The organism is Anaerotruncus colihominis (assembly GCF_010206195.1).
Classification (GTDB): domain Bacteria; phylum Bacillota; class Clostridia; order Oscillospirales; family Ruminococcaceae; genus Anaerotruncus; species Anaerotruncus colihominis_A.
Genome location: NZ_VIQT01000014.1, coordinates 71,867 through 85,016, shown reverse-complemented (window position 1 = coordinate 85,016; position 13,150 = coordinate 71,867). Strand labels below are relative to the sequence as shown.

Annotated in this window: 9 protein-coding genes; 4 read left to right on the top strand and 5 right to left on the bottom strand. The window is 54.9% G+C overall.

Annotated elements, in window-relative coordinates; translation table 11 throughout:
* Positions 1-327 precede the first annotated feature (327 nt).
* The 5 genes from FMM72_RS10695 to FMM72_RS10675 form a co-directional block, all read right to left on the bottom strand.
* On the bottom strand, positions 328-2,331 hold the full coding sequence (locus tag FMM72_RS10695) for a M28 family peptidase (RefSeq protein WP_162221417.1): 2,004 nt from the start codon (positions 2,329-2,331) through the stop codon (positions 328-330).
* A gap of 34 nt (positions 2,332-2,365) precedes the next feature.
* On the bottom strand, positions 2,366-3,130 hold the full coding sequence (locus FMM72_RS10690) for a TatD family hydrolase (protein ID WP_162221416.1): 765 nt from the start codon (positions 3,128-3,130) through the stop codon (positions 2,366-2,368).
* Positions 3,131-3,256: 126 nt separating this feature from the next.
* The gene (metG, locus tag FMM72_RS10685) at positions 3,257-5,233 is read right to left on the bottom strand and encodes a methionine--tRNA ligase (protein WP_243157786.1); all 1,977 of its coding nucleotides are present in this window, start codon (positions 5,231-5,233) and stop codon (positions 3,257-3,259) included.
* 145 nt (positions 5,234-5,378) lie between these two features.
* Positions 5,379-5,552, bottom strand: coding sequence for a hypothetical protein (locus FMM72_RS10680; RefSeq protein WP_160209070.1), 174 nt, complete (start codon positions 5,550-5,552; stop codon positions 5,379-5,381).
* A 174-nt stretch (positions 5,553-5,726) separates the two neighbouring features.
* Complete coding sequence (locus FMM72_RS10675) at positions 5,727-6,884, bottom strand: sensor histidine kinase (RefSeq protein WP_162221414.1); 1,158 nt, start codon at positions 6,882-6,884, stop codon at positions 5,727-5,729.
* A 331-nt stretch (positions 6,885-7,215) separates the two neighbouring features.
* On the opposite strand from FMM72_RS10675, the gene gap reads away from it, so the two are divergent.
* The 4 genes from gap to glgD all read left to right on the top strand — a co-directional run bounded on the left by gap (position 7,216) and on the right by glgD (position 13,079).
* Entirely contained in the window at positions 7,216-8,229 is a 1,014-nt protein-coding gene (gene gap, locus FMM72_RS10670) for a type I glyceraldehyde-3-phosphate dehydrogenase (RefSeq protein WP_160209068.1), read from the top strand.
* Between the two features lie 385 nt (positions 8,230-8,614).
* Positions 8,615-10,633 (top strand): 1,4-alpha-glucan branching protein GlgB, encoded by a 2,019-nt coding sequence (gene glgB / locus FMM72_RS10665; protein WP_162221413.1) that lies wholly within the window; start codon positions 8,615-8,617, stop codon positions 10,631-10,633.
* A 54-nt stretch (positions 10,634-10,687) separates the two neighbouring features.
* Complete coding sequence (locus tag FMM72_RS10660; protein ID WP_160209066.1) at positions 10,688-11,950, top strand: glucose-1-phosphate adenylyltransferase; 1,263 nt, start codon at positions 10,688-10,690, stop codon at positions 11,948-11,950.
* Positions 11,951-11,954: 4 nt separating this feature from the next.
* A complete protein-coding gene (gene glgD, locus FMM72_RS10655; RefSeq protein WP_162221412.1) occupies positions 11,955-13,079 on the top strand; it encodes a glucose-1-phosphate adenylyltransferase subunit GlgD in 1,125 nt (374 codons plus the stop codon).
* Positions 13,080-13,150: the final 71 nt, after the last annotated feature.

Genomic DNA, 13,150 nt, shown 5'->3' with positions numbered 1-13,150 from the left:
TCCTGCGTTTTTGCTCTGCATTCCCCTGCTGTCTGCGAAAAATTCGGCAAGCCTTCTATTTTCAAACAAGCCCTAATCGTATGGTGAGCAGGTGCTAGTTCATATTTCCACCCCTATGGTTTTTCCCCGAAATGCCGGGTTGTTTTTGCCGGATGGAACTGCGATTCTGGATGTTGGGATTGTAGCATTTTGTACAAGTTTTATGCAAATTGGTTGTGCGATAATTGCGGCAAAAGAAATAAAGCAGGACGCGATCTACCGGTGACGGCAGACCGCGTCCTTTCATTATCGCCTGTTTTCTTCGATTATCTCTCAAATTCATGGGAATCAGGTGTGTGAAAATCCAGACAGAGATTCCAGGAGGCCGGCCAGCTTACAGCATGCGGAGTTCTCCTCATCGATACATCTGACAAGCACCGCGCGCTGCTCGCCGCAGGCGCGCTCAACAGCGTTAAGCGCCGCCGCGATCTCCATTTCGCTGCACGGGCGTTTCAGCACCCGTACTGTACTGAACAGACGGCAGTCCCCCGGCAGGCGGCCGGCCCCCCACATCAGCCGGTCCAAGGGCTGTTGGCGCGCGTAGTCGGTAAAGTGTGCACATACCTTGTCGTCAAAGGCGAGGGCATATCGATTGCAGTCGATCGCACAGAGCGCGTCACACGCAGCAGCTGTATTGCCGGCGCGCAGCGACTCGCGCGCTTTGAGCAGCAAGGAGAGATTTGCCTGTGCGTATTCATGTGGAAAGATAACCGCGTCATGCCAGTCCAGGCGTGTAAACGCATCCTCACAAAAACGGAACGCTTTTAAAAGTCCGGCGGAAAGCGCACGCATGTCTCTGGGGGATCGGCCGCCGCGCGCGCAGCGCGCGGCGGCCTGCGCGCGCTTTTCGGCGTCGGCGGCCGCTTGCAAAAGCGGCCGCGTGTCGACGCCCATGCGCGCGCAGAGCTGAAGATCAAGCGTATCGCGCAGCGCCGCAAGGCGCGGAGAAAAGTCAAGCGGCGGTACGCTGCATGCGTCAAAGGCGAGCGTCAGCGCGCCATACAACGCGTGATGAAAGCGGTAGGCCGCGGGATCATAGGCGTCGTCGTTGTCAAACTGCGAATGGTAATGCGACTCCATAAAGCTGCCTTCAGCGAAGTCGTTGACAAGAGATGGAATGCCGGAGATCGCCAGGGAAAAATCATCCGACCAGGTGAGCACTGGTGCGGCTGCGCCAAGCCCTGCCGGAAACAGGTCGGTATAGCCAGGAAAGGCGGCGGAGAAGGACGCGGCGAACGCCTCGAGAAACGGTATCCATTCATAGACGCCCCGCATCACAGCCCGTTTGCCGTGTGTGCAGGCAGGCAGCTCAAAATTGAGGGCCGCATGGATTTTTCCGGGCCAGTCGGGCCGCACACGGAATACCTGGTTGTATGCGCCGGTTGACCAGTCGTATTTGGAATCACAGACGCCCCACTCCTCGGCGGCAAAGGCACAGAACACAAGCGTATGGCGCGGCCGCAAGCCCATGCGGATCAGGGCCGACGCAATGCCGAGCATCATCGCAACAGCGGCGTTGTCGTCCTGGAACCCAGTAAAATAACTGTCGTAGTGTGCGCTGAGAAGGATATACGACGCGGGGTCATCGCCCTCAATACATCCGGTGATATTGTACGAAACACCGCCGCGCCCGATTGTTGAACGCGCGTCGAACTGTACCCGCGCCTCGCCGCCGAAGCCGCCAAGTACAGCCTCCAGCAGCTCGGCGTCGGCGCGCGACATGGAAAAGGCAGGCGCGTCGGCGGGACCAGAGATATTTTGTGCGTTTAGCGCCGCTGGATGAGCCTGCGCGTAGCCGCCGCTTTGCACGGCGATTACAGCAGCCGCGCCGCGCAGATGCGCCTGATAGGCAGGGTAGGCGATCCACCAGTCGGCGCGCTGATTGATCTCGATCAGGACGAGCTTTCCAGTAACGTCGAGCTGATCAAGTTCGGCGGCTGTGCCGCGGCCGGCGGAGACGATCATAAACGGCCGCCAGCCGTTTGTGTCGAAAGCTGTCTGATAGGCGCCCAGTTCAAAGACGCGTGCGCCTCCGGGCAGGTCGACGCGCAGGCGCGCATGTGAAAAATCCCAGGTGTCGAGTGTAAAGGCATCTTTCTTAACATCAGTCAGGCCGATTTCCAGCATCTTGGCGCGGATATGCTCGCCCGCATCAAACTCCGCCTGAGAACCAGCTGTGCGGTACCCAAGCGCCAGATTTGTTTTAAACTGTTCAAGCTCTTTTGCAAAACGGTATGACTCATCGACATCGATCTGCTCTAAAAAGGCTGTCTGCATGTCGGAAAGCGCCATATTTTATCACATCCTGGAATATATTTTAGGAATATCAAATATTGTATACAGCCTGTGCGTTGGCACAGGTTTGATCAAGCAGAGCCTGTGGGTCAACACCGCGGATTGCCGCGAGGCGCTCGGCAACATACGCGATCATTGAGGAGTCACAGCGCTTTCCGCGCAATGGTTCCGGGGCCATATAGGGGCAATCCGTTTCAACAAGCAGGCGGTCGTCTGGAACCACGGCCGCCGCCTGCACGGCGCGCCGTGCGTTTTTAAACGTAACCGCGCCGCCAAATGCAACATACATGCCGAGCTTCACGACTTCCATTGCCATTTCGGCGCTTCCTGAAAAACAATGAACGATCCCTTTGGGGCGGTATTTGCGCAGAACCTCCATGGTATCGGCGTGCGCTTCGCGGTCGTGAATGATCACCGGCAGCCCAAGGTCGCAGGCGAGCTGCGTCTGCGCTTCAAAAACCGTGCGCTGTTTATCGCGCGGTGAGAAATCATAGTGGTAATCAAGCCCAATTTCTCCGATGGCGACCACCTTTTCAAGGCGGCTGTATTCGGCGAGCTTTGCAAGGTCGCCCGCCTGAAAGCCATCCGCCTCGTGCGGATGGACGCCCACGGCGCAGTACAGCCACGGCCAGCGGGCTGTAAGATCAATTCCCTTTACACTTGATGCAAGATCGCTCGCGGCGTTCACCACGCCGCAGACGCCCTTCTCGGGCAGGCTGTCAAGCAGCGCACAGCGGTCGTCGTCGAATTTATGATCGTCGTAATGCGCGTGGGTATCAAAAATATTCCGGTACATGCACCAATCCCCTTTCACTTGGACATAGAGCCGCGGCGCAGCCGGCAAACCAGGTTTGCCGGCTGCGCCGCGGGTCAGAAACAGCTTGATAAGCCAGGCATCATCCAAGCCCCCAAAAAACGCCAATCAGCGAACGACAGAGCCACAGGGGATGCTTTCATCAACAAAGATCACTTTGACATCGTTTTCACCTGCGTCGGCAGCGAGAATCATACCGTTTGATTCAACACCGCACAGCTTGGCGGGCTTGAGATTGGCCACCACGATAAGCTTTTTGCCGATCAACGCGTCAGGCTCGTACCAGGGATGAATGCCGGAAAGCACCTGGCGCGGCGTACCGCTGCCATCATCAAGCATGAGGCGCAGCAGCTTGGCGGTGCGCTTGACTGGTTCGCATGACATGACCTGCGCGACGCGCAGCTGCACCTTGGCGAAATCGTCGATCGCGATCAGCGAGGCAACGCCCTCGGGCGCGGCGCGCTTTTCCGGCGCCGCTTGTTTGGCAGACGCAGCGGCTTTGGCCGCCTCATCCTTCGCCTGTTCAAGCGCGGCAAGCTCCTTGGCCACGTCGATGCGCGGGAACAGGCCCTCCCCCTTATGCACATGGACGTCTGCGGGCAGAAGGCCCCAGGTTCCGGCGGATTCATAGGCTGTCACTGCCTCAGGCGCTCCGATCTGCGCGAAAATCTTCGGCGAGGTCGCCGGCATAAACGGCGTAAGCAGAATTGCGCAGATGCGCACGCACTCCAGCAGATTGTAAATCACGGTTGCCAGACGCGGCCGGTTTGCTTCGTCCTTGGCCAGCACCCAGGGCGCTGTTTCATCGATGTACTTATTGGTGCGGGAGATCAGCTTGAAAATATCGATCAGCGCGTTCTGGAAAGCGTAGGACTCCATGTGGCGGTCGTACGTTTCTTTAAGCGATTTGGCGATCGAGATGATCTCGTCGTCAATCGGTTCGGACTTGCGCTCCGAGGGCAGGGCGTTTCCGAAATATTTTTCAGCCATCGCGACGGAACGCGAGACAAGGTTGCCCAAATCGTTGGCCAGGTCGGCGTTGATGCGCGTGATCAGGCTTTCGTTTGAAAACAGGCCGTCTGAACCGAATGGGAATTCGCGCAGCAGGAAATAGCGGATGGCGTCGACGCCGTAACGGTCCACCAGCACGACCGGATCGACGACATTGCCCTTTGACTTTGACATCTTGCCGCCTTCAAGCAGCAGCCAGCCATGGCCGAATACCTTTTTTGGAAGCGGCAGGTCGAGCGCCATAAGCATGGCGGGCCAGATGATCGTGTGGAACCGGATGATTTCCTTACCGACAAAATGCACATCGGCAGGCCAGTACTTTTCAAAATCATGGTAGCGGCCATTGCCGTAGCCAAGTGCGGTGATGTAGTTTGTCAGAGCGTCGACCCAGACATAAACGACATGCTTGGGATCGAAAGTAACCGGAATGCCCCATTTGAACGAGGTGCGCGACACGCACAGATCCTCAAGCCCCGGTTTGATGAAGTTGTTGACCATCTCGTTCATGCGGCTCTGCGGCTCCATAAACTGGGGGTTGTCCTCATAGAGCTTGAGGATGCGGTCGCCGAAAGCCGACAGCTTGAAAAAGTAAGCTTCCTCCTCGGCGTCGGCAACCTCGCGCCCGCAGTCGGGACACTTGCCGTCAACCAGCTGGCTGTCTGTCCAGAACGATTCGCACGGCGTACAGTATTTGCCTTTATAGGAGCCTTTGTAAATATAGCCCCTGTCGTACAGGTCCTTGAAGATTTTCTGGATCGATTCGACATGATAATCGTCCGTTGTGCGCACGAACCGGTCGTTTGAGATGTTGAGCAGCTTCCACAGCTCCTTGATGCCGCCGACAATTTTATCAACGTACGCCTGTGGCGTGACGCCGGCCGCGAGCGCCTTCTGCTCGATCTTCTGTCCGTGCTCATCCGTTCCGGTCAAAAACATGACATCAAACCCCTGCATCCGCTTGTAGCGCGCCATAACGTCGGTGGCCACGGTGCAGTAGCTGTGCCCGATATGCAGCTTATCGGAAGGGTAGTAAATCGGCGTGGTGATATAAAACGTCTTTCCTGTTCCATTCATATCGAAGGGAGCCTCCTTGTATGCGTTTGATGTCGTAAAATATAATAATATAGTATACCACGAAAGCTTCGGAATGAACAGGGAAATTGCAAACATTTACCGGTAAAATTGCAAAATGGGGCAGCGCTGGCCTGCAAAAGGCGGCTTAGGCAATGGCTATAACAATGACAATCATGCTGACAGCCGCAGCCACGCCGTATATGATGTTCTTTTCCCCGCCGCGGATTGTCTCCTGTACCGCACGCAGGAGTGTGAATACAAAGACAAACGGCGCAATCCACCAGAACAGGTCTATGATATCTTCTAAAAGCTCAAACATGCATGTCCTCTCCTTCGATGACAAAATAGCCCCATAGTTTGGGCATCATTGGTTATCCGTTAATAACTGTGATGATACAACGGCGGGCGCAAAATGTCAACTTGTATAGCGGGCAGACAAAAAGGAAAAGGCCCGTTTCCCGGCGCAGCGGAAAACGGGCGCGCTTCACGGCGCTCATAGCGGGCAGTCAATGCTGTCCGACAGAGCGACGCGCAGCAGGGAAAAGCGGTTGGAAACATAGTCGGCCGCGGTGCTGAAAACAGCAGGCGGAGCATCGTCCGGCTCGTTGATGGGGACGGTGCAGATAACGGTGGTGCCGCGCCCCGGCGTGGAGGTAAGGACCAGCGCGCCGCCCATAAGAGCGGCCGCGCTGCGCGCAATGGTAAGGCCAAGCCCATTTCCCGCGAACGGGGTGCCGCCGTGGTCATAGGAAAAATACGCTTCAAAAACGCGCGGCTGGATATCGGGCGGAATGCCAAGGCCCCGGTCTGAGACGGTGATGGAAACCGCCGTCTGCTGACGCCGCACGCGCAGGCTGATCCGGTTGCCTGGGCGCGTGAAACGGCAGGCATTCGACAAAAGGTTGCCGATGACCAGGCCGAGCTTTTCCGTATCGCACGCCGCTGGCAGAACGCCGTCGGGAACACGGACGGTTACAGGGATGCCGCACGGCTCGATGATCGCAGCCGCTGCAGTAAACAGCTCGCGCAGATGGCCGTACAGATCGACCCTGCTCGGACGGTTCGGCGACAACCCATAAGAGATCTGCATATGCTCCGTAATCCATTTACAGCTTCGCAACAGGCGAAAAGCGCTTTGATTGATGGCGTTGATATATTCGCCGCAGCGGGCCAGGTCTTCAGCGGCAGCCTGCGGCCCGCAGGAGCGGGAAAGCAAGGTCAGCATGGAAAAAATAACGGTCATGGGCATGCGGTATTGATTTGAAAACGAGGAAAGCGTGCGCAAGATCCCTTCCGGGTGCATACCGGTGCCAAGCTCGGCGGCGTCGTAACCGGCTGGGGTCAAGAGAAAGCGCTCCGTCGTGTCCGGGAAAGCGCTGACGCGCACCGGACGCTCCAAATGCAGGTCGGCGCGCGCCGCCGTTACAAAAAAGCCGGTCCGGCCAACCTGCTCGCAGATAAATTCGGGCGTGTAACCGGCGAGCAGCACACGCGCTCCATCAGGAAGGAGCAAAGCGGGCAGAGCGGCAGCGGCGGCATGGCTGCGCCAGATCAGATTGAAATCGCGGTCGATCAGAGCGGCAGGCAATTGGGCGTCTCTGCACAGCGCGGTGAACTGGTCAAAAAAAACATAATCGTCGCACCCAGCCATGGCGGACCTTCTTTCCAGAGGATTTGTTCTCTATGGTTTGGCCCCGGAGAAGAATTATACAGGGCCAATATCTGGTAGATTGGTTTAAGAAGTCAGAAAGAACCATTTTCGACATAATTCGACATGTATTTCATTCCCAATTATAGTATAGAACAACCATATTTTCAATAGGTTTGGGCGTTTTCCATAAAATCCCGCGTTTATAAAAAGAGGGATTGCAGAAAATAAGGAAAATCGTTTAAAAATTGACAAGGTTTTCGAAGTTCCCTATTGTAGTTTCTCCAATTTTGTATTATGATAAAATTATCAAAAACACAGGAGGTTGTTTCCAATGGCAATTAAAGTTGGCATTAACGGTTTTGGACGCATCGGCAGGCTTGTTTTCCGCGCCGCGGTTGCGCAGCCCGAGAAATTTGAGATTGTGGGAATCAACGATCCGTTCATCGATCCTGATTATATGGTTTATATGACCAAATACGATTCGATGCACGGCCGTTTTGACGGTGAGGTCAGCGCGAAGGGCGGCAAGCTTGTCGTCAACGGAAAAGAGATCGCCGTCTATGATAAGATGAATCCGTCTGAAATCCCGTGGGCTGCCTGCGGCGCTGAATACGTCGTCGAGTCCACTGGTGTTTTCACCACGACTGAGAAGGCTTCCGCCCATCTCCAGGCCGGCGCCAAGAAGGTCGTTATCTCTGCTCCGTCCGCCGATGCGCCGATGTTCGTCATGGGCGTCAATCAGGACAAGTACACCACTGATATGAACGTCGTGTCCAATGCAAGCTGTACCACCAACTGCCTGGCGCCTCTGGCTAAGGTCATCAACGACAACTTTGGCATCGTTGACGGCCTGATGACGACAGTCCACTCCACCACCGCCACCCAGAAAACGGTTGACGGCCCGTCCAAGAAGGACTGGAGAGGCGGCCGCGCCGCTGCGGGGAACATCATCCCCTCCTCCACCGGCGCTGCGAAGGCTGTGGGCAAGGTCATTCCTGAGCTGAATGGCAAGCTGACTGGTATGGCGTTCCGCGTTCCGACGCTGGACGTTTCCGTTGTCGACCTGACGGTCAACCTGGCTAAATCCGCCACGTATGACGAGATCTGCGCCGCTGTCAAGAAAGCTTCCGAGACGACGATGAAGGGTATCCTTGATTACACCGAGGATGCGGTCGTTTCCTCCGACTTCTTGACCGACCCGCATACTTCCATCTTTGATGCGAAAGCTGGTATCGCTCTGACCGACAAGTTCGTCAAACTCGTTTCCTGGTATGACAATGAGTGGGGCTATTCCAACAAGGTTCTGATGCTCATTGGGCACATGGCCGAAGTCGACCACAAGTAAAACCGTTTAAAAGCACCCTTTCCGTTTGGCGGGAAGGGTGCTTTTTGCTGTATAAAATCACCTGTGCTGCCGTGCGATCCGGGTAAATCCTGACCGCATGTGATGGATCTGCTGTATGGGCGGCACCTCTGCGAAAAAATTTTGCTTTATATTGACAAAAAATGGCCTGCGTTCGACACGCCCCCCATGATATGATATTTATTTGTACGGCGCCAAAAACCGGTCAGATTCTTTCGATTTGGCAAAAGGAACAGGAAAATTAATAAAAAATAGATATATTGCATAAAAGACGTTCGGGTTATTCAGTGATTTTATTGGGATTTTCACAATAAATACTTGAAAATCAATCCAAATACTGTTAAAATATAAAAAAGGAGGTGAGGCAATGGTAAAGCCGAAGGAAAAGAAAACCGGAAACTTGCCATTGTATTTATTCCACCAGGGTACAAACTTCAAAGCGTATGAATATCTTGGTGCGCATCCTGAATGTGGCCGCCCCGGTTCGGAAGATGGATATACCTTCCGCGTCTGGGCGCCGAATGCCGCGTCTGTCTCTGTGGTGGGCGACTTTAACGCGTGGGATCCGGATGCGAACCCTATGACGCTTTTGGAGGACAAGGCTGTCTGGGAGTGTACAATTGAAGGGCTCAAACAATACGATATATACAAGTACTGCATCCGAACACGGGATGGGCGTTCCCTGATGAAAGCCGACCCCTATGCTTTCCACGCGCAGACCGCGCCGGAAACCGCCTCCAAATTATTTGATATTGAGGGCTATGAGTGGCATGACGAGGCGTGGTTTCGGTCGCGGCAGGGCCATAATCCATACCGCAGCCCCATGAATATTTACGAGCTGCACCTTGGCTCCTGGCGGCGTTACCCTGACGGTAATACATACGATTACCGAAAGACAGCCGACGAGTTGGTCGTGTATCTGACCGACATGGGCTATAATTATGTGGAATTGATGCCGGTGATGGAATATCCATACGACGGCTCCTGGGGATATCAGGTGACGGGGTATTTCGCTCCGACCTCGCGGTACGGCACGCCGTTTGACTTCATGTATTTTGTCGACCGCTGCCACCAGGCGGGCATCGGCGTAATCATGGACTGGGTGCCCGCTCATTTCCCCAAGGATGCGCATGGGCTTTATGAGTTTGACGGACAGCCCCTCTATGAATACCAGGATGTCCATAAGCGCGAGCACGCGCACTGGGGTACGCGTATCTTCGATTTCGGACGCAACGAGGTGATCTGTTTTCTGACCTCGAGCGCGATGTTCTGGGTTGAGCGGTATCATATCGACGGGATCCGCGTCGACGCGGTCGCGTCGATGCTCTACCTTGACTATGGGCGCGAGGACTGGGAATGGCTGCCGAATATCAACGGCGGCCGCGAGAATCTGGAAGCCGTCGCGTTTTTGCAGAAGATGAACACCGCGGTGCTCACGGAGCACCCGCATGCGCTGATGATCGCGGAGGAATCGACTGCGTGGCCGCTCGTTACAAAGCCGGCGTCGGTTGGTGGGCTTGGTTTCAATTTCAAGTGGAACATGGGTTGGATGAACGATATGATCGCGTATACGTCGCTCGATCCGATCTTCCGCAGCTATAATCACGACAAGCTGACATTCAGCCTGTTTTATGCGTTCAGTGAAAACTTTATCCTGCCCATTTCACACGATGAAGTCGTGCATGGAAAGTGCTCGCTGATCAACAAGATGCCCGGCGATTACGCGATGAAATTTTCAGGCGCGCGTGTGTTCCTTGCTTATATGATGTCGCATCCCGGCAAAAAGCTGCTGTTTATGGGCTGCGAGTTCGCGCAGTTTATCGAATGGAATTATAAGCAGCAGCTCGATTGGATGCTGCTCGATTATGACGCGCACTGCCAGATGCAGGATTTTGTGCGCACGCTCAATCAACTTTATCTCGACACGCCGGCCTTCTGGCAGGTAGAAGATTCGTGGGATGGATTCAATTGGCTGGCACATGACGATCATGCGCGCAATATCATTGTGTTCCGCCGCACTGATGAAAAGGGTGGGGAGATGGTTGTGCTCTGCAACTTCGCGCCGGTCACACGCGAGCGCTACCGTGTGGGCGTGCCGGACGCCACATCTTATGACGAGGTATTCAACACGGATGATGTGCGCTTTGGCGGAAGCGGCGTGGTAAATTCGGGGGCGATCCGCGTCAGAAAAATTCCGGATCATGATATGAAGCAGTCGATTGAATTGACCGTTCCGCCGCTCGCGGCCGTATTTCTCAAGGGGCGTCCGCGCAAGGCAAAAGCGGCGTCAGTCACGAAAGCTGCCGCCAAGACAAAGACAAAGGCTGAAAAGCCCGCCGGAAGGAAAAAGGCGAATAAACCTGCGGCAAGGCGCAAAGCGGATTGATACGTCTGCGCGGCGGGGCTGTGCGGACGTGACAGAATACAAGGGGGTTAAACAATGTTTCGGAAAAAGGAATGGATCGCCATGCTGTTGGCCGGCGGCCAGGGGAGCCGGCTTTATACGCTGACGCAGAACCTTGCCAAACCGGCCGTTCCATTTGGCGGCAAGTACAGGATCATCGACTTTCCGCTCTCCAACTGTGTCAACTCAGGCATCGACACGGTTGGCGTGCTCACGCAATACCAGCCGTTGATCCTCAATGAGTATATCGGCAACGGCCAGCCGTGGGACCTTGACCGCTCCAACGGCGGCGTGTTTGTGCTACCGCCGTATCAGAAAAGCTCCGGCTCGGACTGGTACACAGGAACAGCCAACGCGATTTATCAGAATATTAATTTCATTGAGCGGTATGATCCCGAGTATGTGCTGATCCTCTCGGGCGACCATATTTATAAAATGGATTATGAAAAGATGCTTGCCTACCACAAGGAGAAAAACGCGGACTGCACGATCGCTGTTTTACAGGTGCCGATGGAGGAGGCCTCCCGTTTCGGCATCATGAACACATACCCGGACGGCACGATTTTCGAGTTTGAGGAAAAACCGCCCAAGCCCAAGAGCAACCTGGCCTCGATGGGTATTTATATCTTCTCGTGGAGCAAGATGCGCAAGTACTTGATTGACGACGAGAAGGATCCGCTGTCGTCAAAGGACTTCGGAAAAAATATCCTGCCCGCCATGCTGGCCGACGGCCAGAAGATGGTTGCTTACCCGTTTGAGGGCTATTGGAAGGATGTCGGAACGATCGACAGCCTGTGGGAAGCCAATATGGATCTGCTTGACCCCAAGGTTCCGCTCGATTTGTATGATGTAAGCTGGAAGATTTACTCACGCAACCCGGTGATGCCGCCGCATTACATCGCGGATGGAGCTGTCGTGCAGAATTCGATGGTGACGGAGGGCTGCGCGATTGAGGGCAAGGTCGACTTTTCAATTATCTTCGCCGGCGTGACCATCGAATCCGGCGCGGTTGTGCGCGATTCGATCATCATGCCCGGAACCGTGATCCGCAAGGGTGCAATTGTTGAATATTCGATCATTGCTGAAAACTGCGTGATCGGTGAAAACGCGATTGTCGGACAGCGCCCGGAAAATGCGCAGGACCGTGACGCCTGGGGAATCGCCGTTGTCGGAAACAATGTTAAAATCGGCGCAGGCGCGGCTGTGAAGCCCAAAGCGATGATCGACCGGGATGTTCCTGGCGTGGAGCAGCCGGTGAAGGCTGCGGATGAGCCGCAGGATATTGAGGGGGTGCAGTGACAACATGAGGGCAAATAAGGTAATGGGGATCATTTTCTCCAACATGCACGACAATATGCTCGGAGAGCTGACGGAACGCCGCACCACCGGTTCCGTACCGTTTGGCGGCCGCTATCGTTTGATCGATTTTGTGCTCTCCGCAATGGTCAATGCGGATATTCAGGATATCGGCATTATCACAAAGAGCAATTATCAATCTTTGATGGATCATGTTGGCGCGGGCCGCGCCTGGGATCTTGCGCGCAAGGTGGGTGGCCTTGTGATCATTCCGCCGTTCGCCAGCCAGACCAGCGGTATCTATCGTGGCCGTCTCGAGGCGCTTCAGGGCGCGATCAACTTTATCCGGCACAACAACGCGAAATATGTGCTGCTTGCCGACTGCGACACCGTTGCCAATATCGATCTGCGCGATATGATTAATGAGCATATCCGCTCCGGCGCACAGATCACCATGATGTGCCGCCGGGCCGATGTACAGCCCGATATAGCGCGTGATACAACGATTGTCACCTGCGATGAGGAAACGATGGATGTCACCGATATCATGGTGCGTCCGGATGTCAAGGGAACGCAGACCATCTACATGAACGGCCTTCTGATCGAAAAAACCTTGCTTGAGCGCCTTGTCAACGAGGGAAAAGGATACGATCACTATTCGCTCATGCGCCATGCCATTCAGCCGGCGCTTGGCAAACTGAATATCAAGGCGTATCTGTTTGAAGGATATGCCCAGCGCGTTTCCAACATGCGTTCGTATTTCGCGGCCTCGATGGAGCTGCTTGAGCCGAAGGTGCGCGCGACGCTGTTCCCAAAGGATCGGCCGGTTTACACAAAGGTACGCGACCAGGTGCCGGTTAAATACGGCTTGTCGGCGCGCGTAGGAAATTCTCTGATTGCGGATGGCTGTATCATCAATGGCGATGTACAAAACTGCATCATATTCCGCGGCGCGAAGATTGGCAAGGGAGCGGTGCTCAAGAACTGCATTATCATGCAGAATACCTATATCGGCGATAATGCGCACCTTGAATATGTCGTTACCGACAAGGACGTGCTGATTAAGGATTCGCGCGTGTTGATTGGATACGAAACATATCCGACCTACATCAGCAAAGGCAGCGCCATTTGAGCCGGATGACTCTCCCGCGCCGCATGGCGGTGCGGGAGAATGAAACACGCCGTCGTCGCATGTTCATTCCA